12 protein-coding genes are annotated in these 23,497 nt (G+C 72.0%); 6 read left to right on the top strand and 6 right to left on the bottom strand.

The genetic code is table 11. From position 1 onward, the window contains the following. The first annotated feature begins 139 nt into the window (after positions 1 to 139). Genes AB0H56_RS26030 through AB0H56_RS26020 form a run of 3 tightly spaced genes read left to right on the top strand, consistent with a single transcriptional unit; the run spans position 140 to position 15,677 of the window. The gene (locus AB0H56_RS26030; RefSeq protein ID WP_357167966.1) at positions 140 to 13,804 is read left to right on the top strand and encodes an amino acid adenylation domain-containing protein; all 13,665 of its coding nucleotides are present in this window, start codon (positions 140 to 142) and stop codon (positions 13,802 to 13,804) included. Then, entirely contained in the window at positions 13,801 to 14,790 is a 990-nt protein-coding gene (locus tag AB0H56_RS26025) for an ATP-binding cassette domain-containing protein (RefSeq protein ID WP_357167964.1), read from the top strand. Before AB0H56_RS26030 ends, AB0H56_RS26025 begins: the two co-directional genes overlap by 4 nt. Further along, the gene (locus AB0H56_RS26020; RefSeq protein ID WP_357167962.1) at positions 14,787 to 15,677 is read left to right on the top strand and encodes an ABC transporter permease; all 891 of its coding nucleotides are present in this window, start codon (positions 14,787 to 14,789) and stop codon (positions 15,675 to 15,677) included. The genes AB0H56_RS26025 and AB0H56_RS26020 overlap by 4 nt, the downstream gene beginning before the upstream one ends. A gap of 69 nt (positions 15,678 to 15,746) precedes the next feature. Here AB0H56_RS26020 and AB0H56_RS26015 read toward each other — a convergent pair whose 3' ends face one another. Then, entirely contained in the window at positions 15,747 to 16,082 is a 336-nt protein-coding gene (locus AB0H56_RS26015) for an RNA polymerase-binding protein RbpA (RefSeq protein ID WP_110040609.1), read from the bottom strand. 215 nt (positions 16,083 to 16,297) lie between these two features. On the opposite strand from AB0H56_RS26015, the gene AB0H56_RS26010 reads away from it, so the two are divergent. After that, on the top strand, positions 16,298 to 16,624 hold the full coding sequence (locus tag AB0H56_RS26010; RefSeq protein ID WP_357167960.1) for a hypothetical protein: 327 nt from the start codon (positions 16,298 to 16,300) through the stop codon (positions 16,622 to 16,624). Between the two features lie 5 nt (positions 16,625 to 16,629). Here the strand turns inward: AB0H56_RS26010 and AB0H56_RS26005 are convergent, their stop codons facing one another. From AB0H56_RS26005 to mqo, 3 genes are all read right to left on the bottom strand, one after another. Then, positions 16,630 to 17,673: a hypothetical protein gene (locus AB0H56_RS26005; RefSeq protein ID WP_357167958.1), complete on the bottom strand. Its 1,044-nt coding sequence runs from the start codon at positions 17,671 to 17,673 to the stop codon at positions 16,630 to 16,632. Positions 17,674 to 17,771: 98 nt separating this feature from the next. Further along, a complete protein-coding gene (locus AB0H56_RS26000; RefSeq protein ID WP_357167956.1) occupies positions 17,772 to 18,653 on the bottom strand; it encodes an SDR family oxidoreductase in 882 nt (293 codons plus the stop codon). A gap of 19 nt (positions 18,654 to 18,672) precedes the next feature. After that, entirely contained in the window at positions 18,673 to 20,112 is a 1,440-nt protein-coding gene (gene mqo, locus AB0H56_RS25995; RefSeq protein WP_357167954.1) for a malate dehydrogenase (quinone), read from the bottom strand. Positions 20,113 to 20,203: 91 nt separating this feature from the next. Here mqo and AB0H56_RS25990 point away from each other — a divergent pair, with 91 nt between their 5' ends. Beyond that, a complete protein-coding gene (locus tag AB0H56_RS25990; RefSeq protein ID WP_357167952.1) occupies positions 20,204 to 21,109 on the top strand; it encodes a LysR family transcriptional regulator in 906 nt (301 codons plus the stop codon). Positions 21,110 to 21,112: 3 nt separating this feature from the next. Here AB0H56_RS25990 and AB0H56_RS25985 read toward each other — a convergent pair whose 3' ends face one another. After that, entirely contained in the window at positions 21,113 to 21,769 is a 657-nt protein-coding gene (locus tag AB0H56_RS25985) for a M23 family metallopeptidase (RefSeq protein WP_357167950.1), read from the bottom strand. A 280-nt stretch (positions 21,770 to 22,049) separates the two neighbouring features. Between AB0H56_RS25985 and AB0H56_RS25980 the strand changes: the two genes are divergently transcribed. Then, positions 22,050 to 22,388 carry a metalloregulator ArsR/SmtB family transcription factor gene (locus tag AB0H56_RS25980; RefSeq protein WP_357167948.1) on the top strand — a complete coding sequence of 113 codons (339 nt, stop codon included), beginning with the start codon at positions 22,050 to 22,052 and terminating at the stop codon, positions 22,386 to 22,388. Here AB0H56_RS25980 and AB0H56_RS25975 read toward each other — a convergent pair. Beyond that, the gene (locus AB0H56_RS25975; protein WP_357167946.1) at positions 22,370 to 23,344 is read right to left on the bottom strand and encodes a glycosyltransferase family 9 protein; all 975 of its coding nucleotides are present in this window, start codon (positions 23,342 to 23,344) and stop codon (positions 22,370 to 22,372) included. The two genes, AB0H56_RS25980 and AB0H56_RS25975, sit on opposite strands and share 19 nt — an antisense overlap. Between the last annotated feature and the right edge of the window lie 153 nt (positions 23,345 to 23,497).

Raw genomic sequence — 23,497 nt, 5'->3', positions numbered from 1 at the left:
GCTCGAAACAAATCCACATCGGTAGCCATCCGGCTGCCCCAGTACTCCGAATCAATGGGCGTGGATAGCCACGCCCTGGGCCGTCGTGTGCCCGGGCGATGCTCGGGGAGTTGCGACACAAGGCAGAACGGAGTGCTTGATGAGTTCATTGGCCACCGACCGCGTCAGCTCCAGCGTCACCGACGACGATCCGGGCCAACCGTTCGCTCTCTCGCCCGGTCAGACGGCCTTGTGGTACGCGCAACGGATCAGGCCCGACATCCCGCTCACCATCGCCCATTACGTCGAGCTGCACGGTGATCTCGACGTCGGACGGCTGCTGTACGCGGTCGAGCGCTACGGCGCGGAATCGCAAGTGGGACACGTGCGTCTCCTCGAGATCGACGGCGTCCCGCATCAGCGCGTCGACCTGAGCTGGCGGCCGGGCTGGGCCCGCATCGATCTGCGCGACGAGCCCGACCCGCGCGCGGCCGCGCTGCGCTGGATGAACGACCACGCCAGCACCCCCATCGACATGGAGCGCGAGCCGCTCACCGTCAACGTCGTGTTGCGAATCGGTGACAGGGACTGGTTCTGGTACGAGCGCGGTCACCACATCGTGATCGACGGTTACGGTGCGATGAACGCCCTCTCGCGGACCGCCGAGATCTACACCGCCGTCGGCGAACAGCGCGAACCGTCGGTCTCCCGGGCCGCCGCGCTCGTCGACCTCTACGCCGACGAGTCCCGCTACCGCGAGTCCAGCCGGTTCCTCGCCGACCGCGAGTACTGGATGACCCAGCTCGACGGCGTCGGCGAGCCGATGACCCTGTCCTCGGTCACCGCCACCGGCGACACCCACGATCCCGGCCGCCACCGCGCCACCGCGGTGCTCGCCCCCGACCTCGACGCGCTGCTCACCGACGCGATCACCACGCACGGCTCGGCCAACTCCGCCCTCATCGTCGCCGCGCTGGCCGCCTACGTGCGCACCGTCACCGGCGACCCGGACGTCGTGCTGAGCCTGCCGGTCTCGGCGCGCACCACCGTGGCGCTGCGCCGCTCGGCGGGCGTGGTCTCGAACGTGGTCCCGCTGCGCGTGCGCTTCGACGAGCACACCACCGTCGCCGATGTGGTCCGCCAGACCGAACTGCAGATCACCGGCGCGCTGCGGCACCAGCGCTACCGCTCCGACGACATCCGTCGCGACTGCGGCTACTCCCGCGACGCCCGCGGCTTCTTCGGGCCGATGGTCAACATCATGCTGTTCCACGACGAGCTGAAGTTCGGTGACATCGCGGGCCAGCTGCACGTGCTCGCGACCGGGCCCGTCGAGGACCTCTCGATCAACATCTACAACGGCGACGGCGGGCGCATCCAGCTCGACTTCGAGGCCAACCCCAAGCTCTACGGCGAAGCCGAGGTGGCCGCCCACCACGGCCGCTACCTCGACTTCCTCGCCCGCTTCCTGGCCGCCGATCCCACCACCCCCACCCGTGCGCTGGCCGCGATCACCGAGGCCGAGCGCGCGACCGTGCTGCGGGAGTGGAACGCCACCGAGATGCCCGTGCCCGCGGGCACCCTGGTCTCGCTGTTCACCGACCAGGTGCGGCGCGGCCCCGGCGCCGTCGCGCTCGAATTCGGTGACAGCGTCCTGGAATACGCCGAACTCGACCGCCGGGTGAACCAGCTGGCGCGCGAACTCGTCGCCCGTGGCGTCGGCCCGGAGAGCACCGTCGGGCTGTGCCTGCACCGCAGCGTCGAGTTGGTCGTCGGCATGTACGCGGTGCTTGCCACCGGCGCCGCCTACCTCCCGCTGGACCCCGAACATCCGGCCGACCGCATCGAGGCGGTCGTGTCGCAGGCCCACCCGGTGTGCGTGCTCACCGCCGCGCGCGACCAGGTGCGCCTGCCCGCGGGCGTGGCGCGGATCGATCTCGACACCCTCGACGTCAGCGGCCGCGACGCGCGCCCGCTCACCGACGCCGATCGGCGCGCGCCGCTGCGCCCCGAGCAGCTGGCCTACGTCATCTTCACCTCCGGGTCGACGGGCAAGCCCAAGGGCGTCGGCGTCACCCACGCGGCGATCGTCAACCGGCTGCGCTGGATGCAGGCCGAGTACCCGCTCGACCGGACCGACGCCGTCCTGCAGAAGACCCCCGCCACCTTCGACGTGTCGGTCTGGGAGTTCTTCTGGCCGCTGCAGGTGGGTGCCCGCCTGGTGATCGCCGCGCCCGACGGGCATCGCGATCCGGCCTACCTGGCCCGGATCATCACCGAGAAGGCCGTCACCACCGCGCATTTCGTGCCGTCGATGCTGTCGCTGTTCGTCACCGATCCGCGGGTCGCCGGCGGCGCCGGGTTGCGCCGGGTGTTCTGCAGTGGCGAGGCGCTGCCCGGCGCCACCGTCGCCGACTTCCACGCCGCGCTGCACGGCCCCGACGGCGGCCCGGAGCTGCACAACCTCTACGGCCCCACCGAGGCGGCGGTCGACGTCACCTACTGGCCGTGCCCGGTGGGGGCGACCACGGTCCCGATCGGCTCCCCGGTCTGGAACACCCAGACCTACGTTCTCGACCCCCAGCTGCGGCCCGTGCCGCCGGGTGTCGTGGGTGAGCTCTACCTGGCCGGCGCGCAGCTCGCCCGCGGGTACCTGGGCCGACCCGATCTGACCGCCGACCGGTTCGTCGCCAACCCGTTCACCCCGGGCCAGCGGATGTACCGCACCGGTGACCTGGCGCGCTGGCAGCTCGACGCGGGCGTCCTGGAATACCTGGGGCGCACCGACTTCCAGGTGAAGGTCCGGGGGCTGCGCATCGAGCTCGGCGAGATCGAGTCCGCGCTGCTGGCCCAGGACGGCATCGCCCGCGCGGTGTGCGTCGCCAGGACCGGCCGCACCGGCGACGACGAACTGGTGGCCTACGTGGTCGCCGCGCCCGGAACACGCGCGCCCGAGCCCACCGCGCTGCTCTCGGCGCTGCGTCGCGGCCTGCCGTCCTACATGGTTCCCTCGGCACTGGTCGTGCTGGACGAGCTGCCCCTGAGCGCCAACGGCAAGGTCGACCGCAAGGCGCTCCCGGAACCCGAGATCGGCGTCCGGGTCACCACCGGCGCCGCCGCGCCGCAGACCGAGCTCGAATGCGCGCTCGCCGAGATCTTCACCGAGGTCCTCGCGCTGGACGGGACCGCGATCGGCGTGGAGGACAGCTTCTTCGACCTCGGCGGCAACTCGCTCGTCGCCGCCCGCGCGGTCGCGCGGATCAACACCATCCTCGACGCGAACCTCACCATCCGCGAGCTGTTCGAGGCCTCGACCATCGCCGCGCTCGCCGGGTACCTCAGCACGCACCGGTCCGAAACGCCGACGCCCAAGCTGGTTCCCGCGGTGCGGCCCGAACGCATCCCGCTCTCGCTGGCCCAGCAGCGGCTGTGGATCCTCAACCGCTTCGCCGAACACGCCGCGGCCTACAACATGCCGCTGGCCCTGCGCCTGACCGGACGCCTCGATCTCGCGGCATTGCGGGCGGGTCTGCGCGACGTCCTCGACCGCCACGAGAGCCTGCGCACGAGTTTCCCCGAGGGTCCCGACGGCGCCTATCAGCTCATCCACCCGGCCGCCGCGGTGGAGCCGGAGCTGGCGCCGATCGACGTGGCCGCCGCCGACCTCACCGCCCTGATCGGTGAGGTCACCGGTCGCGGCTTCGACCTGCGCACCGAGACCCCGCTGCGGGTGGCGCTGTACCGGGTCGGCGCCGAGGACCACCTGCTGCTGGTCGTACTGCACCACATCAGCGGCGACGGCTGGTCGGTCGCGCCGCTGGCGCGTGACCTCATGACCGCGGTCGCCGCCAGGGCCGAGGGCGCCGCGCCCGCGTGGACGCCGCTGCCGGTGCAGTACGCCGACTTCGCGCTGTGGCAGCGCGAGCTGCTCGGCGAGGAGACCGACCCCGACGCGCCGCTGGGCAAACAGCTCGGCCACTGGCGCGACACCCTGGCCGGGCTGCCCGATCAGCTCGACCTGCCGCTGGACCGGCCGCGGCCGGTCCAGCGCGGAACCCGCGGCGACACCGTCGAATTCACCATCGACGCCGAGCTGCGCCGGGCCGCGGGGGAGCTCGCGACCAGCCGCGGGGTCAGCATGTTCATGGTGCTGCACGCCACCCTGGCGACGTTGCTGTCGCGGCTGTGCGCCAGCGGCGACGTCACCATCGGCACGCCCATCGCCGGTCGCTCCGACCCGGCGCTGGACGAGCTCGTCGGCATGTTCGTCAACACGCTGGTGCTGCGCACCGAGGTCGACCTCGGTGCGGGCTTCGACCGGATGCTCGACCTGGTGCGCGAGACCGACCTCGACGCGTTCGCCAATCCCGACGTGCCGTTCGAGCGGCTCGTCGACCTGGTGAACCCCGAGCGCTCCACCGCGCGGCACCCGCTGTTCCAGGTGATGCTGTCCTACGACCGCACCCCGGACCTGCGGATCGAACTGCCCGGTGTCGACGCCGAACTGGTGCCGATCGAGGCGGGCGTCGCCAAGTTCGACCTGCAGCTCGAGGTCCGCGACAACCACGACGACGGGCCGCTGCACGCCGAATTCGGTTTCGCCACCGATGTTTTCGATCGCGGCACGGTCGAGGCGATCGCCCGCCGGTTCACCGCGCTGCTGGCCGCCGCGGTGGCCGACCCGACCGCGCCGACCGGTGATCTGAACCTGCTCGACCGCCGCGAGATCGCCCGGCTGGTACCGGTCGCCGGGGCGCCCGCCGAACCGGCGGGCACCCTGGCCCGCCTCCTCGGGGACACCGCGCAGCGGCTCCCTGACTCGGTCGCGGTGCGCTACCTCGGCTTCGACACCACCTACCGCGAACTCGACGAACGCTCGAACCGGGTGGCGCGCAGCCTCATCGCGCACGGCGCCGGCCCGGAGACGGTGGTCGCGGTGGCGCTGCCACGCAGCCTGGAAGCCATCGTCGCCATCTGGGCGGTGGCCAAGTCCGGCGCTGCCTACGTGCCGGTCGACCCGGCCTACCCGGCCGAGCGCATCGCGCACATGATCGGTGACTCCGGCGCGATCCTCGGGCTCACCCTGCCCGAACACCTCGCCGCGCTGCCCACCACCACGGGCAAGCATCGCAGGGCGCCGGAATGGCTGGTGTTCGGCACCGCCGATTTCGAATCCGACTGCGCGCGCCGCTCGGCGACCCCGGTCACCGACACCGACCGCTCGCACCCGATGCGGCCGGGCCAGCCCGCCTACCTGATCTACACCTCCGGCTCCACGGGTACGCCGAAGGCCGTCGTCGTCACGCACGCGGGCATCGCCTCGCTCGCCAGCGAGCAGACCCAGCTGTTCAAGGTCACCGACGCCGCGCGGACCATGCACTTCTCCTCGCCGAGTTTCGACGCCTCGGTGCTGGAACTGCTGCTCGGCTTCGCCGCGGGCGCCACCCTCGTGGTCGCCCCCGCCGATCTGTACGGCGGCGCGGAACTGGCCGCGTTCCTGCGCTCGGAGCGGATCACCCACGCGTTCATCACCCCGGCCGCGCTGGCCACGGTGCCCGCGGGCGAGTTCCCGGAACTGGGAACGGTGATCGTCGGTGGCGAGGCCTGCTCGGACGAGCTGGTCGCCGCGTGGGCGCCGAAATACCGGATGCACAACATGTACGGCCCCTCCGAGGCGACCGTCGCGGTCACCGCCAGCGCCGCGATGGTGGCGGGGGAGCCGGTGCCGTTGGGCGCGCCGGTGCGCGGCATGCGGCTGTTCGTGCTCGACGGCCGGCTCCGGCCGACCCCGCCGGGCACGCCGGGCGAACTGTACGTCTCCGGGCCGGGTCTGGCCCGCGGCTACCTCGGCAAGTCCGCGCTGACCGCACAGCGTTTCGTCGCCAATCCGCACGGCCGGGTCGGCGAACGGATGTACCGCACCGGCGATCTCGTGGTCTCCGACGCCACCGGCAGGCTGCGCTTCCTCGGTCGCGCCGACGACCAGATCAAGATCCGCGGCTTCCGGATCGAGCTGCGCGAGATCGACCACGTGCTGCGCGAGCATCCGGGGGTGCGCTCGGCGCTGACCGTCGTGCACGTCGACGAACAGGGCCAGCAGCGACTCGCCTCCTATGTGACCGCCGATCGGCCGGTCGAACCGGCCGCCGTCCTCGACACCGCGCGCGGCAGGCTGCCCGGGTACATGGTGCCCGCCGCGATCGCCGTGCTCGACCGGATGCCGGTGACGCCGGCGGGCAAGCTGGACCGCAAGGCCCTGCCCGCACCGGAATTCACGGTGTCCACCACGACCAGGGCGCCGCGCACCCACCTCGAGATGCGGGTGGCCGCGGTGTTCACCGAGATCCTCGGCCGTCCGGTTCCCGGCGCGGAGGACAGCTTCTTCGAGATCGGCGGCAACTCGCTGCTGGCGACCAGGCTGGCCGCGGCGCTGCACGCGGACTTCAGTGTCGACCTGCCGGTGCGGCAGATCTTCGAGGCGCCGACCGTGGCCGGGATCGCCCAGCTGATCACGGAAGCGCCCCGGACGCAGCGGGTGGCGCTGGCGGTACACACCCCACGCCCGGGACGCATACCACTGTCGCTGCCGCAGCAGCGGCTGTGGTTCCTCAACCGATTGTCCCCCGAATCGAGCGCCTACAACATCGCATTCGTCTTGCGAATCGGCGGAGATCTGAACGTCTCGGCCCTGCGCGCCGCCCTCGCCGACCTGGTGGAGCGGCACGAGGTGCTGCGCACGGTGTTCCCGGAGGACCTGTCCGGCCCGCAGCAGGTGGTCCTGCCCGTCCCCGGGAACGTGCCCGCGATCGAGGTCATCGACAGCGATCCCGAGCGGGCGCGCGCCGCGCTGACGGCCCTGGCACGCCAGGGATTCGACCTCACCACGCAGACCCCGCTGCGCGCCCAGCTGCTGCGCGTCGCGCCCGGTGAGCACCTGCTCGGCGTCGTCCTGCACCACATCGCCGCCGACGGCTGGTCGCTCGGGCCGCTCACCCGCGATCTGGCGCTGTCCTACGTCGCCCGCTGTGGTGGGTCGGCTCCGGACCGTGCGCCGCTGCCGGTGCAGTACGCCGACTTCAGCCTCTGGCAGCGCGAGGTCCTCGGCGCCGAGGACGACCCGGACAGCATCGCCGCCACCCAGCTCGCGCACTGGCGCGAGGCGCTGGCCGAGCTGCCCGACGAGCTGCCGCTGCCGTTCGACCGGCCGCGTCCGGCCGAGCCGACGGGCGAGGCGGGCAGCGTGCGGTGCGAGATCTCGGCGCCGCTGCAGCAGGCCATGCGGGAGGTCGCGGCCGAGACGGGCGTCAGCCTGTTCATGGTGGTGCGCTCCGCGCTGGCGGTGCTGCTGCGCAGTGTCACCGGTGGCCGCGACATCCCCCTCGGTACCCCGGTCGCCGGGCGCACCGACATCCAGCTCGACGACCTCGTCGGCATGTTCGTCAACACGCTCGTGCTGCGCTCCGACGTCGACCCGGGCCGCAGCTTCGTCGAGCTGCTGCACGCCGACCGCGACGACGAACTCGCCGCGATCGCCAATGCCGACCTGCCGTTCGAACGGGTCGTCGACGCGCTCGGCCGCGACAGCAGGGCGGCCAACCGCCACCCGCTGTTCCAGGTCGCGCTCAGCATGCAGGACGAGGCCGCGCCCGAGCTGGCGCTGCCCGGGCTGCGGCTGGCCGCCGAGGAACTCGACATCGCCCGCGCCAAGTTCGATCTCGAACTGCGGGTCTCCCCGGACGGTGACCGGTACCGCTTCGACTTCGTCTACGCGGCCGAACTGTTCGACGCCGCCACCATCGAGACCATCGCCGCCCGGTTCCAGCAGATCCTGCTCCAGGTGACCGCCGATCCGCGACAGCTGGTGTGCGAGATCGAGCCGCTGACCGTCGCCGAACACCGCGCGCTGGTCCCCGCGCTCGGTCCGGCCGTGGTGACGCCGGTCGTGCTGGCCGACATCATCGAACGGGCCGCCACCAAGTTCGCGCACCGGCCCGCGCTGCGCTGGTTCGCCGGCGGCAGCGTCGCCGGAGCCGTCGGGGAGCTGGACTACGCCGAGGTCGGCGTCCGGTCGCATCAGCTCGGCCGTGCGCTCATTGCCCGCGGCATCGGCACCGGCGACCGCGTCGCCGTCGGCCTGACCCGCGGACTCGACTGCGCGCTCGCCATCTTCGGCGTCGCGGCCAGCGGCGGTGCGTTCGTCCCGGTCGACCCGCGCTACCCCGCGGATCGGGTGCGGCACATGCTCACCGACTCCGGTGCCAGCGCCGTCCTGACCACCAGGGCCGATGCCGAGGCGCTGCGCGCGGCGGCGGGCGAGCTCGACACCCAGTGGCTGCTCGTCGACGACGACGACCTGCTCACCGAGCTGGCCTCCTACGACGGCGCCCCGATCACCGACGCCGAACGGATCCGCCCGATCCGCCCGGCCGACCTGGCCTATCAGATCTACACCTCCGGCTCCACCGGCCTGCCCAAGGGCGTCACGGTCACCCACAGCGGACTGGTGAGCCTCGCGGTCGACCTGCAGGAGCGGATGGGCCTGGACCGGTTCGCCCGTACGTTCTTCTTCTCCACGCCCAGCTTCGACGTGTCCGTGCTCGATCTGCTGCTCGCGGTCTGGTCCGGCGCCGAGATGGTCATCGGCCCGATCGACGTCTACGGCGGCGACGAGCTCGGCGCCCTGCTGGAGCGCGAGGACATCACCCACACCTTCCTCACCCCGGCGGTGCTGGCCTCCATCGACGCGAGCCGCTGGCCGCTGCCGCATCTGCGCGGCCTCATGGCCGGTGGCGAGGCGGTCCCGCCGGACCTGGTGGAGAACTGGGCGCCGGGGCGGCGGTTCGTCAACGCCTACGGCCCCACCGAGTTCACCGTCATCGCGGCGATGTCGCAGCTGCGGGTCGGCGTGCCGGTGACCATCGGCACCCCGGTGCGCGGCGCGCGGGTGCTGGTGCTCGACGAGCGGCTGCGGCCGGTCGTCACCGGGGTGCCGGGCGAGCTGTACCTCGGTGGCGCAGGCATCGCGCAGGGCTACCACGAGCGGTTCGGCCTCACCGCCGGTCGCTTCGTCGCCGACCCGTGCGGTCCCGCGGGCAGCCGGATGTACCGGACCGGCGACGTCGTGCGATGGACCGCCGACGGCGAGATCGAGTACCTGGGCCGCAGCGACCATCAGGTCAAGGTCCGCGGCTTCCGGATCGAGCTCGGTGAGATCAGCGCCGCGCTCGGCAGCCACCCCGCGGTGCGGTTCGCCCACACCGAGGTCCGCCGCATCGCCGGTGACGACCGCATCGTCGCCTGGGTCCAGCTGGCCGACGGGACCGACCCGAGCGAGCTGGCCGCCGTGCGCGCGCGGGCCGCGGCCCGGCTGGCCGGGCACATGGTGCCCGCCTCGCTGAACCTGATCGACCAGGTTCCGCTCACCCCGGTCGGCAAGCTCGACCGCACGGCGCTGCCGGAGCCCGAGTTCACCGCCACCGCGGGCCGGGCGCCGCAGACCGCGTCCGAGCGCCTGGTCGCCCAGGTCTTCGCCGACCTGGTCGGGGCGGGCGAGATCTCGGCCACCGACAGCTTCTTCGACATCGGCGGCAACTCGCTGCTCGCCACCCAGCTGGTCGCCCGGCTGGCCGCGGCCAGCACCGTGCGGCTCGAGGTGCGGACCGTGTTCGCGTCGCCGACCGTCGAGGAACTCGCCGCGCTCATCGATGCCGGGCCGTCCGGTGACGAGCGGCGCCCCGATCTGGTGCGGCGCGATCGTCCGGAACGGATCCCGCTGTCGGCCGCGCAGCGCAGGCTGTGGTTCCTCAACCGGTTCAACGCGGGCGCCGAGGGGGAGACCCAGTCGGCGGGCGCCTACAACATCCCGGTCGTCCTGCGGCTGCACGGGCCGATCGACCTGGATGCGCTGATTGCCGCTTTGCACGCGGTGCAACGTCGGCACGAGACGCTGCGCACCGTGTTCCCGGAGAGCGCGGGCGAGCCGGAACAGCTCGTGCTCGACCCCGAGATCGGCGCGGTCACGCTGTTCCACGCGACGGCGACACCGGACGACGTGGACGGCGCGGTCACCCGGTTCGTGACCCCTGGCTTCGACCTGTCGGCCTCGGTGCCGATGCGGGCCGCCCTGATCACCGTCGACCACACCGGCCTGCCGGTGCCCGCGCAGGCCAAGCTGGCCGTCGCGGGGTCCAAGGAGCACGTGCTGGTGCTGGTCGTGCACCACATCGCGATGGACGGCTGGTCGCTGGAGCCGCTCGCGGCCGAGGTGGCCGCCGCCTACCGCGGGATCAGGGCGGGCGAGGAGTTCGGCGAGCTGGTGCCGGAGATCCAGTACACCGACTACACCCTGTGGCAGCAGGAACTCCTGGGCACCGAGGACGACCCGGACTCGCTGATCAGCAAGCAGCTCGCGCACTGGCGCGGCGTGCTGGACGGCCTGCCCGAGCTGATCACCGTCCCGGCCGATCGGCCGCGCCCGCCGGTGCCCTCCTACCGGGGCGGCACCGTGGACTGCGCGGTCGACGCGGCCACCCACCGCGCGCTGCGCGGGATCGCCACCGCGAACAACGTCAGCATGTTCATGGTGCTGCACGCGGCGCTGGCGGTGCTGCTGCACCGGGTCACCGGTGACGACGACATCGCCGTCGGCACCGCCACCGCGGGCCGCGGCCACCCGGCGCTCGACTCGATGATCGGCATGTTCGTCAACACCCTGGTGCTGCGCACCGAGGTGCGCGACGAGCGCGCCTTCGTCGACCTGCTGCGCTCGGTCCGCGACCGCGATCTGGACGCCTTCGCCAATGCCGACATGCCCTTCGAGCGGCTGGTCGAGGTGCTCAATCCGGCGCGCTCGCAGTCGCATCACCCGCTGTTCCAGGTGATGCTGTCGGTGCGCAACACCCCGGTGCGGATGCTCGAACTGCCGGGCCTGCGCATCGAGGCCGTCGACGCCGACGCCGGCATCGCCAAGTTCGACCTGCAGTTCACCTTCACCGAGACCCAGACCGCCGAGCGGGTGGGCGACGGGATCGGCCTGTCGGTGAACTACGCGGCCGACCTGTTCGACGAGGTCACCGCGCGCAGGCTGGGCGACCGCCTGGTGCGGCTGCTCACCGCGGTGGCGGCCGACCCGAACACGGCCGTGGGCGACCTCGCGCTGCTCGACGCCGTGGAGTGGACCGCGCTGGCCCCGGTGCACGGCGCCCGCGCCGACGTGCCGGTGAGCTTCGCCGCGGTGTTCGACGCCGCGGTGGCCAGGGCACGGGACGGCGTGGCGCTGAGTTCCGGCGACACCGTCGTCACCTACGACGCTCTCGATCGCTGGACCAACCGCCTGGCCCGGGTGCTCATCGGGCAGGGGATCGGGCCGGAAAGCCTGGTGGCGCTGGGCATTCCGCGGTCGGTCGAGTCGGTGGCGACGATGCTCGCGGTCGCCAAGGCCGGTGCGGCGTTCGTGCCGGTCGACCCGAACTACCCGGCGCAGCGGATCAGCCACATGCTCACCGACTCCGGCGCGGCGGTGGGGCTCACCCTGCTCGCGCATCGCGACCGGCTGCCCGGCGACTGCCGCTGGCTGGTCCTGGACGACCCGCAGACGCGCGCGACCGTGCTCGGCACCGACGACGCGCCGATCACCGACGCGGACCGGATCCGGCCGCTGCGGGTGGGCAACCCGGCCTACATCGTCTACACCTCCGGCTCCACCGGCACCCCGAAGGGTGTGGTCGTCACCCACGGCGGCATCTCGAACTTCGCCGCCGAGTGCGCCGACCGGTACGACGTGCGGCCGGGCAGCCGGATCCTGCACTTCGCCACCCCGAGTTTCGACGGCGCCATGCTCGACATCCTGTTCGCGCTCGGCGGCGCCGCGACGCTGGTGATCGCGCCCACCGGGATCGTCGGCGGCGAGGAACTGCGCCGGCTCTACATCCGCGAGCGGATCACGCACGCCTTCGTCACCACGGCGGCGCTGGGCACCGTCGACCCGACCGGGGTGCACTCGCTGGCCCATGTGCTCGTCGGCGGCGAGGCGCTGCCGCCGGATCTGCTGGCGCGGTGGGCGCCGGGCCGCAACTTCTACAACGTGTACGGGCCCACCGAGACCACCATCGTCACGCTGATGCCGCAGCCGATGAGCCCGCAGGGGCCGATCACCATCGGCGGCCCCATCCGCGGCGTCGCGGCCACCGTGCTCGACCGGCGGCTGCACCCGACCCCGATCGGGGTCACCGGCGAACTGCAGCTCGCCGGGTCGGCGCTGGCCCGCGGCTACCACAACCGGCCGGGGCTGACCGCCCAGCGCTTCGTCGCCAATCCCTATGGCGCGCCGGGCGAACGGATGTACCGCACGGGCGACCTGGTGCGCTGGCGCGACGGCGCGAAGTCGGCGCTGGACGTGGAATACGTCGGCCGCACCGATCACCAGGTGAAGGTGCGCGGGTTCCGCATCGAACTCGGCGAGATCGACGTCGCCTTCGGTCGGCACCCCGATGTCGAGTTCGCGCTCACCATCGGGCACAGGACCGCGGCGGGTTCGACCGCGCTGGTCTCGTACGTGAAGGCGCGGGCGGGCCTCGCGCCGACGGTGCGCGAACTGCTCGACCACGTCGGCGCGCACGTGCCGAACTACATGGTCCCGCAGTCGGTCATGCTGCTCGACGAGGTGCCGCTGAACCCGGTCGGCAAGCTCGACCGAGCCCGGCTGCCCGAACCGGTCTTCACCGCGACCGAGGGGTACCGCGCGCCGGCGACCGCGGCCGAGGCGACGCTGTGCGCGGTCTTCGCCGACGTGCTCGGCGTGGAACGGGTCGGCGCCGACGACGGGTTCTTCGAACTCGGTGGCAACTCGCTGCTGGCCACCAAGGTCGTCGCGGCGCTGCGCGAGCAGGGCTACGACATGCCGGTCCAGCTGATGTTCGGCGACGCGACCCCGGCCGGGATCGCGGCCCGGCTCGACGGCGCCGACGCGGGGGCCGCGATCGCGGCGGCCACCGGTCCGGTGCTGCCGATCCGCCCGTCGAGCGGCCCGCACGACACCCCGCTGTTCTGCGTGCACCCGGCCATCGGCCTGTCCTGGTGCTACGCGGGGCTGCTCGCGCACCTGGCGCCGCAGCGCCCGGTGTACGGGCTGCAGGCGCCGCACGTCTCCGGTGACGAACGCTTCACCTCGATCCCCGAAGCCGCCGGACACTATGTGGCCCACATCAAGTCGATCCAGCCGCACGGTCCCTACCACCTGCTCGGCTGGTCGCTCGGCGGCCTGATCGCGCAGGAGGTGGCCGTGCAACTGCAGGACGCGGGGGAGGACGTCGCCCTGTTGGCCATGCTGGACAGCTACCAGCTCGGCGACCGCTGGCTCGACACCTCGATGCCCAGCGTCGCCGACATCCTCGGCGAGTTCGGTGCCGACGTCCTCGGTGGGGCACCGGTGCCCGCCGACATCGACCTGCACGAAGCGGCGGATCTGCTGCGGGCACAGCCGGGCCCGTTCGCCGCGCTCTCGGTCGAGAATCTCGAACGGCTCTACACCGGCTACGCCGACGGCACGGTGATGGCGAACCGGTTCCGGCCCCGCACCTTCGACGGTGATCTGTTGTTCTTCACCGCCGCGGCGGACGAGATCAACGCCGCCGATCCGGCGCGCCGGGCCGAGGCGTGGCAGCCGTTCGTCACCGGCAACATCCACAACCACGACCTGCCCTGCAGGCACGCGGCGATGACGACGCCGGAATCGCTGGCGGTGATCGGCCCCGTGCTGCATCGCCACCTCGACGCCGTCCCGGAGATCACCGTGTGCGGCGGCGGCCAGAAGGAGATGCGTCCGTGAGTTTGGCGGTAGAAGTACGCGGCCTCGCCAAGAGTTACGGCAAGGTGCGGGTACTGAAGGAGATCGACCTGGAGATCCCGGCGGGCACCGTGCTCGGCCTGCTGGGGCCCAACGGCGCGGGCAAGACGACGACCGTGCGGATCGTCACCACGCTGTTGCGCCCCGACGCCGGTTCGATCCGGGTGGCGGGGGTCGACGTGCTGGCCGACCCGGCCACCGCGCGGACCAGGATCGGCCTGTCCGGCCAGTACGCGGCGGTCGACGCCAACCTGACCGGCTACGAGAACCTGCGGATGGTGGCGCGCCTGTACGGCATGTCCCGCAAGCAGGCGGTCGAGCGGGCCGAGCAGCTGCTCACCGCGCTCGGCCTCGACCACGCGGCCGGCCGCAGGGCCGGGACCTACTCGGGCGGGATGGCGCGCCGCCTCGACCTGGCGGGCGCGCTGGTCGCGCGGCCGCCGGTGGTCGTGCTCGACGAGCCGACCACCGGGCTCGACCCGCGTGGGCGGCTGGACATGTGGCAGGTGATCGGTGAGCTCGTCGACGACGGCACCACCGTGCTGCTGACCACGCAGTACCTCGAGGAGGCCGACCTGCTCGCCGACCGGATCACGGTGATCGACAAGGGCACCGTGATCGCGCGCGGCTCCGCCGACGAGCTCAAGACCTCGATCGGCGGCGACCGGCTCACCGTCACCCTGGCGGCCGGGCAGGACGCCTCGGCCGCGATCACGGTGCTCGGGCAGGTCGGGGTCGGCGAACCCATCCACGAGCCGGGCAGCGACGAAGTGTCGGTGGTGGTCGGCAACGGCTCACGCACCATGGTCGAGGCGCTGCGCCGCCTCGACGACGCCGGCGTGTGCGTCGTCGACGCCGTCGTCGTGCGGCCCACCCTCGACGACGTGTTCCTGTCCCTCACCGGCACCCCGGCCGCACCGGCCGTCGAGCCCGAAACCGACGATGTGCAAGAGGAGATTCTCTCGTGAGTTTGGTGCCGGACATCGCGGAAGATCCCGACACCCGCGACATGCCGATCCCGGCGAGTACACCGCGGCCCGCCGCCCCGGAAGAGAGCCGGCCACGCGCCAGGTTCCTGCGTGACAGCGCGATCGTGGCGCACCGCAACCTGCTGACCATCCTGCGGGTGCCGACACTGCTGGTCACCGCCACGATCCAGCCGCTGATGTTCGTGTTCCTGTTCGCCTACATCTTCGGCGCGTCCCTCGGCGGCGACCAGTACCGCGAGTTCCTGCTGGCGGGCATCTTCACCCAGACGGTGGCGTTCAACGCCGCCTTCACCACCGTCGGCCTGGCCGGTGACCTGCAGAAGGGCATCATCGACCGGATGCGGACGCTGCCGATGTCGCGGCTGGCCGTGCTGATGGGGCGTACGCTGTCCGACCTCGTCGTCAACATCCTGAGCCTGGGCGTGATGGTGATCTGCGGCTACATCGTGGGCTGGCGCATCCACGGCAGCCTGGCCGACGCCGCGCTGGCCTTCGCCATCATCCTGCTGTTCGCCTTCGCGATGTCGTGGGTGGGCGCGCTGACCGGGCTGATCTCGCCGACGGTCGAGGTGGCCCAGAGCGCCGGCCTGATCTGGATGTTCCCGCTGTCGTTCATCTCCTCGGCGTTCATCTCCGCCGAGACCCTGCCCGGCCCGCTGCGCACCATCGCGGAATGGAATCCGATCACCGCGGTGTCGGCGGCGGGGCGCAAGCTGTTCGACAACGACGCGCCACCGTCGTTCGCCCCCGCCACCGGCTGGGCGGCCGACAACTGCATCCTGTACGCGGTGATCTGCTCGGTCGTCATCCTGGCGATCGCGATGCCCGCCGCGCTGCTGCAATACCGAAAGGTCGCCAGCCACTAGGTGTTCCGAACGACGAAGGCCGCCGCCCCGGATCGGGGTGGCGGCCTTCGTCGTTGGGGTGGTTACCCGCTACCCGCGGCGGCGGGTCTTGAGCAGTTCGAGGCGCTCCTTGAGCAGCTCCTCGAGCTCCTCCTTGCTGCGCCGTTCGAGCAGCATGTCCCAGTGGGTGCGCGGCGGCTTGACCTTCTTGGTCTCCACCGTGGTGCCCTCCATGAGCTGCCCCTCCTGGCCGTTGCGGCACAGCCAGGTGGGCGGGATCTCCGCGTCGTCGGCGAACGGGACGTCGAACTCCTCACCGTTGTCGGTGCGGTAGCGGGCGATCCGGCGCGGGGCCAGGTCGTGGTCGCGATCGGTCTCGTAGCTCACCGCTCCGAGCCGACTGCCTCGGAGTACGCGATCTGCCATGTGTGCTCCCTGTCTTCGGCGGCTGACGCCGCGGGTCCGCGGCCGTGGCGGTTCTCGGCGCGCGAACTGGTCGTGGTCCTACCGTTAACGCGCGGGACGTCTGAACTGTTCCATTGTAGTGGAACCGCCGAAGACGCCGAGCGGGCCGTGAGCCGTGCCCGCTGAGCGAGACCTGAGCCGGTGTTTCGGCCGCCGGACGGCTAGGGTTTCGCAGCATGTCGCGCAGTCGCCTGCTGTCCTGCCTGTGGTGCGGGCGGGAGATCGTGGATTCCGAGTCGGGTCGCCGCCGCCGCTATTGCCGCCAATCGTGCCGTCAGCGAGCCTACGAGCACCGCACCAGCCTCAAGGGGACGGGGATTCCGGAGGACGCCGTGGTGCTGTCCGCCCAGGAAGCCGCCGACCTGGCCGACCGGTGGTTCGCCGCCCGGTGCGCCGCCGAGGACGTGGCCACCGCGGTCGACGAGGGCGCCGAGCACGAGGAGCTGGCGAAGCTGAGCGCGACCCTCGTACAACTGGCGCGCGAAGCCGAACGCTTGCGCTGACCCGGTCAGGCCGGGTCGGTGGGGCCCGCGTCCAGTTCGCGGGCACGCAGGTACACCACCGTCACCCCGCCCGCCACCAGCACGGCGAGCGCGGCCGCGGCCCCGGTCGTCGCGAGGTCGGGAACGGTGAGCGGCTGGCCACGCAATGCCTGCCACAGCACGAGCGTGAGCAGCCCGAAGTACCCGAGGACCGCGACACCGAGCAGCGCAGCCCTGACCTTTTCCGTGCGCAGCCACCGATACCGGGGTGCCAGGGCGACCAGGCCCACCGCGAGCAGCAGGAGGACCTGGATGCCGTGCAATCCGACGAAATGCGGGATGCGCAGGTCGCCGCCGGTGGTGCTCCAGTGGGTGATCGGCATGGCGCCGACACCGTCGCCGGCCGCGTCACCGGTCGCGCCGCCCGCGTGCACGGTGTGGCCTGCCATCAGGCCGACCACGGTGCCGTCGGCCTGGCGGACCAGCTGGGGCCCGGTGAAGCCCATGAGGTAGCCGAGCGCCATGCCGGTCACCGCCAGCCACAGCCCGGCCTTCAACGCGATCGTGGTCGGCCGGTCGGCCAGCTTCTGCCACGAGATGATCACCGCGAGTACGAGATTGGCCACGAACAGACCGGGCACGCCGGAGGCGAAGACCTGCTGCCCGATCTGGTTGACCGGATCCTGCGCGGTGTTGAAATGGCTGAACGTCCCGCGCGCGGCCTGCAGGGCGATGAAGCCGACATCGAGCACCCCGGTGACCGCGAAGACGGTGCCCAGCCACCAGGTGGCGCGCCGTCCCCGGTGCGGCAGCCGCAGGATCCAGGCCAGCGTGAGGCCGTAGAGGGCGAAGGCGAGGCCGAATTTCGCCGGTTTGAGCCACACCGATTCGCCGAGCAGCAGGCGGTCGTCGACCACCATGCCGATCGTCGACACCAGGACCAGCGCGCCCATCAGGGCGGAGTTCACCAGCAGCGGTCCGTGCCACGGTGCGGTCGCGGTGTCGTGGCGCGCCGGTGCGGCGCGGAACCGGGCGCGGGACAGGGTGCGGGAGAGGTCGATCGTCGCCATGGGATCGACGGTAGAAATCCGGTGTGCCGCAAGACCTCCCGCCGCGGAGTGGTTCCGCGCCCCCTACTCCGGTAGGGGCCGCCCTACCGGAGTCCGGCTCAGATGCCCAGGCGCCAGATGACGGCGTCGACCGCGCGCGGCGACACGGTCGCGACGGCCTGCAGGATCCGGGTGTAGCGCGGGTAGAGCTCGATCGGCCTGGTGCGGATGGCGGTGCGGATCCAGTCCGCTGCCTGCTCGGCGGTGAGCGCGGCCGCGTCGTCGTAGGCGCCGGTGGGCGCGATCATCTCGGTGCGCACCAGCGGGAATCCCAGGGTGGTGACGTGCACGCCCCGCGACCGCGTCTCGGCGCCGAGGCTGCGCCCGAACGCGCCGAGCGCGGCCTTGGACGCGTGGTAGGCGGTGAACTTCGGCATGCTGCCCGCCGCGACGCCCCAGGTGGCGACGTTGACGACGTGCCCTTCGCCCGCGGCGAGCATCGCGGGCAGCAACCCCATGGTGAGCCGCGCCGCGCCGAAGTAGTTCAGCGCCATCGTGCGCTCGTAGTCGTGGAAGCGGTCGGTGGCCTCGGCCGCCTGCCGCCGGATCGATCGGCCCGCGTTGTTCACCAGGACGTCGACGGCGCCGTACTCGTCGAGCACCTTCTTGACCAGTGCGTCGGTGTCGTCGGCATCGGAGAGGTCGCAGGTGATGCTGTCGGCCAGGCCGCCGTCCGCGCGTACCGCGTCGCGGACCCGCAGCAGTGGCTCGGCGGTTCGGGCGACGAGGATCAGCCGGGCGCCGTCGCGGCCGAGCGCGTGCGCCGCCGCCCGGCCGACACCGGAGGACGCTCCGGTCAGCAGCACGGTCTTGCCCGCGATCTCGTGCCGCTCGCCCAGTACGAGCCGCGCCACCGTCCGGGGCACGGCCGGGGGATTGAGCAGCAGGGACCGGGCGAGGCGTTCGAGCACGTGGACTCCTGGGTGTCGGCGCGGCGGCATGAATTTACCAAATAGTAAATTACAAAGCGGTCAATCCGGTGTCAACGTCGGACGGCAGCAGCTCGGCGAGCAGGGGCGCCCACTCGTGTCGGCGGGCGGGAAAACACCGCTCGAGCAGCTCGCGCATGATCGCCGGCGCGATCGACGCGCCCGGCGAGGCGCCGAGCAGCCCGGCCACGGTCCCGTTCGCGCCGGTCACCAGTTCGGTCCCGAATTCGAGCACCCCACCGCCTCTGCCGTCCGGCTTCACCAGCTGCGCGCGCTGCCCGGCCTGCACCAGCTCCCAGTCGGCCGGGTCGGCAGTCGGGTAGAAGCGGCGCAGCTGGGCGAACTTGCGCCGCCGCGACGCCAGCAGCTCGTTGATCAGATACCGCACCAGATCGACGTTGCGCACGGCGACCGACAGCAAGGGCACGATGTTGTGCGGGCGCAGGGTGGTGAACAGGTCGGTGAGCTTGCCGTGACGCAACAGCCGGGTGCTGAAGGTGGCGTACGGACCGAACAGCAGCGACGCGGCGCCGTCGACCTCGCGCCGGTCCAGGTGCGGCACCGACATCGGCGGCGCCCCGAGCGCGGCCTGGCTGTAGACCTTGGCGTGATGCTCGGCGACGACGGCCGGATTGTCGGTCCGCAGGAACTGGGCGCCGAGCGGGAACACACCGTACCCACGGACCTCCGGCAGTCCGGCCCGCGGCAGCAGGCGCAGCGCGTAGCCGCCGGCGCCGACGAAGACGAACCGGGTGCGGACCCGAAAACGCCTACCGCTGTCGAGGTCTCGGCCGCGCACCGTCCACAGGCCGTCCCTGTCTCTGGTGAGGCCGGTGATCTCGCGATGCAGCCGGACCGCGTTGCCCGCGGCGGTCATCGTCGCCAGCAGCGATCGGGTGAGCGCACCGAAATCGACGTCGGTTCCGGCGAGATGCCGGGTCGCCGCCATCTCCTCTCCGTCGGCCCGGCCACGCACGAGCAGCGGCGCCCACTGCGCGATCACCGCGCGATCCTCGGTGTATTCCATCGCCGCGAAGCCCGGCTGCTCGCGCAGGGTGGCGTAGCGCTGCCGCAGGTAGGCGATGTCGCGCGCGCCGAACACCGCGGTCACGTGCGGCGTGGGACGGACGAAGGTCCCCGGGTCGGTCAGCGCGCCGCGTGCCGCCAGCGCCGCCCAGCAGCGCCGGGAGAGTTCGAACTGCGCGGCGATGCCTGCGGCGCGCGTCCCGTCCCGCGGGTCGGGCATGTAGTTGAGTTCGCACAGCCCCGAATGGCCGGTGCCGGCGTTGTTCCATGGATGGCTGCTCTCTGCGGCCGGTTCGCCGAGCCGTTCGAACAGCGCGATGGACCAGTCGGGCGCGAGGGTGCTGAGCAGCGCGCCGAGCGTGGCGGACATGACGCCGCCGCCGATCAGGACGGCATCGAGCACGTCCTCGCCGGTGGCGGGGTGCAGGGGCGTGGTCTCGGTCATCGTCGAACCTCCCGTGAGCTGGTGTCCTGCCATCGTCAGGCCACGGGAAGTGATCCGTCCAATACGGAATCGCCGAGGATATGATCCGGAAATGGATGAGAACGGCGACGTGGGCGCGCAGGCGCTGGCTCCGCTGCTGGCCGCGTTCGACGCGGCGGCCGAGGAGGGCCACTTCACCCGGGCGGCGCAGCGGCTCGGCGTGCCGCAGTCCTCGCTGAGCCGCCGGATCAAGACGATCGAGCAGACGCTCGGGGTCGCGCTGTTCCAGCCGATCGGCCGGGGCGTGACGCTGACACCGCAGGGCCGCGAGCTCTACGCGCACACCCGGGGACTGGTGCGCGCGCTCGACGACGCCGTGCGCCGTGTGCGGGCCGACGCCGATCCCGACAGCGGTCTGGTCCGCTTCGGCTTCCCGCTCACCCTCGGACCGGTGAGCATTCCGACGCTGCTGGCGCAGTTTCACACCGGGGCGCCGCGGATCCGGCTGCACCTGGTGCAGGCGCACGGCGAAGCGCTCGCCGACCAGGTTCGGGCGGGCACGCTGGACCTGGCGGTGATGATCCCGCCGCCGGCCGACCTGCCGACGGTGCCGCTGGGCAGGCAGCGCATCGACCTGCACGTGGCCCGCACCCACCCGCTGGCCCGGCGCGCCAGGATCGACCTCGCCGACCTGGCCGGGGAGTCGTTCATCGCGAACCCGCCCAGCTACCAGCTGCGCGCCCTGCTCGACACCTGGTGCGCCGCAGCGGGTTTCACACCCCGCGTGGCCTTCGAGATCACCGAGTTCGAGACGCTGCGCGAACTGGTCGCGCTCGGGCTCGGGGTGGCGTTGCTGCCCGCGGCCGAGCAGCCGCATCCCGATCTCGTGGTGGTGCCCATCGATGGCGAACGCGACCGCGAGATCGGCCTGGTCTCGGGAGACCATCGGCCGACGCTCGCGGTCGCGCGGCTTCGGGATTTCCTGATCGCGCGGGCGGCGCGGATCAGGGTGTCGTGAGGATCAGTCCTGCGGAACGCCGACGTCGATACCGCGCGCGGCCAGCCACGGGTGCGGATCGATCGGGGCGCCGTAGAGGGAGCCGTCCGGCACGTGCACCTCGTAGTGCAGGTGCGGGCCGGTCGACTGGCCACGGTTGCCGACGGTGGCGATGACGTCACCGGCGTTGACGTGCTGACCGGTCTCGACCAGGATCTCGTTCACATGGCCGTACACGCCGATGGTGCCGTCGTCCTGCTGGATGCGGACCCACAGGCCGAACCCGGAGGCCGGGCCGGTCTCGATCACGGTACCGTCGGTGACGGCGAAGACCGGCGCGCCGATCGGGTCACCGAAGTCGATACCGTTGTGCGCGGCGCCCCAGCGCGGGCCGAAGTAGGAGGTCAGCCGTCCGTTGACCGGTCGGACGGTGTGCGGGCGCGGCGGCGGCGGAGGCGGCGCGATCGCGGGCAGCGGCGGCAGCGCGAAGGCCGCGGCCTCACGGTGCTCCTCCAGGGGAGTGGGCGCGGTGCCCTGCGGGCCCTGCGCCTCGGTCGGGGTGTGGGCGGTGAGGTTGTACGGCGACTGACCCGTGGGGATGGCGTCGGCCGAGCTCGCGGAGATCGTGGTGTCGGAGGTCGGGGTCTCGGGCTCACCGAAGGTGGCGGCGGAGGTACCCACGAGTGCGGACAGAGCCACCGCACCCGCGACAACGCCTCCCCAACGACCGGCGAGGGCGTCGGAGACTCGAGCAGATAACGGGTTGGTCACGAACATGTCTCGAACGTAGCGAAGTCGTAACCTCGACACCGAACGATGTGGCTGTGATCACGGACCGCTATAACGCCAGTTGATCTATAACAGTGGCATAACGAAAACGGAAATTCCCGGGAGCGACCGGGGTATCTGCCCAGCTCACAAGATCATTGCCGAATCGCTGCTTCCCGGGGACACTGATTCAGTGGACACTAACGGAGTTCGTGCCATCACGGCCCTGTCCGACCCCACCCGGCGCGCCATCTTCGAGGCCCTGCCGCAGGGCCCGCGCGCGGTGGCCGAGCTCGCCGCCGCCACGGGGATCACCAGCTCCGCCGCGTCGCAGCACCTGCGGGTCCTGCGGGAAGCGCATCTGGTGAGCATGCGCCGCGACGGCAACCGGCACCTGTATTCCCTCGACCCCCGCGGCCTGGCCGATGCCCGCGACTATCTCGACCAGTTCCGGCCCAGCGCGCTGGCCGCACATGCCGCGCGCTTGCGCGACGCGGCCGGTGCGGATCCGGCTCAGCCCACCCGGCGGTAGCGGGACCTGGTCGACTCGGCCCAGTCCTGCTTGTCCAGCTGGGCGTCGACCGCGGCCACGACCTCGGGAACCCCGATCCGCAGCAGGCCTGCATCCGGCACCCGGCCGTCGGGATCGCCGACCTGTCCGGCCCACAGCACCGCGTGCCTGCCCAGTAGATGCGCCGGGGGCCCACCGCGCCGTGGCGGCGTAGGCCCGAAGAGCAGGACGGTGCGGGTGCCGAAGGCCGTCGCCAGGTGGGCCACGCCGGTGTCACCGCTGATCACCAGCGCCGCCTCCGCGACCGTGGCGGCCAGATCGGTGAGGTTCTGCCTGCCAGCCAGCACCCGGCCGTCGGGCAGTCCGGCCTGGGCGGCCACCTGCATAGCGATCTCGCGTTCGAACGGGTCACCGGTGAGGACCACGTCGCGGCCGAGGACCAGAAGGTGGCGCACCACCGCGGCGAAGCGTTCCGGCGGCCACCGGCGCGCGGGCGCGCCCGCGCCGATGTGCACGACCACGCAGTCGCGCCGGCTGAGCGAGGCCACCGGCGGCACCAGCCCGAGATTGCGGCGGTCGGCCACGATCCCTTCGGACTCGAGCAGCTGGCACCACCGGTCCACGACGTGCGCCTCCGGGTCCCAGCGGGGCCCGGCGAGCTTGGGCAACGCGGGGGAGCGGTGGCCGATGATCCGGTCGGCGCCGGTGTCGGCGAGCGCTCGCGCGCTCGCGCTGTCCGCGCCGTGCAGGTTCACCGCCAGTTCGGGCGCCGGTCCGTCCCAGATCAGGGCCGCCGGGTCGGCGGTGGGAACCAGCTCGTCGACCGAGGAGATCAGGTCGACGATCTGTTCCAATCGATGCGGCGCCGCCAGCACGATCTTGCTGCGCGGCTCGGCCCGACGCAGGGCACGCAGAGCCGGGACCGCGGCGAGCAGATCACCGAGGCCCCGAGCTTGCAGCACGAGTACAACCGACACTTCCATGAGCTACCCGAGACCCCGGGGCGTCAAACGTTCGCGCGGGCAACGACGTGGCGGTGGTCACGAGCGGGCCGGTGACGGCATGGTCGCGGCGGCCTGGACAGTCGCGACACGGCATCGGCCCCAGCTAATCTACGGAAAACGAGAGTG

The organism is Nocardia sp. NPDC050717 (assembly GCF_040654275.1).
GTDB lineage: Bacteria > Actinomycetota > Actinomycetes > Mycobacteriales > Mycobacteriaceae > Nocardia.
This window is presented reverse-complemented; position numbering and strand designations above follow the sequence as displayed.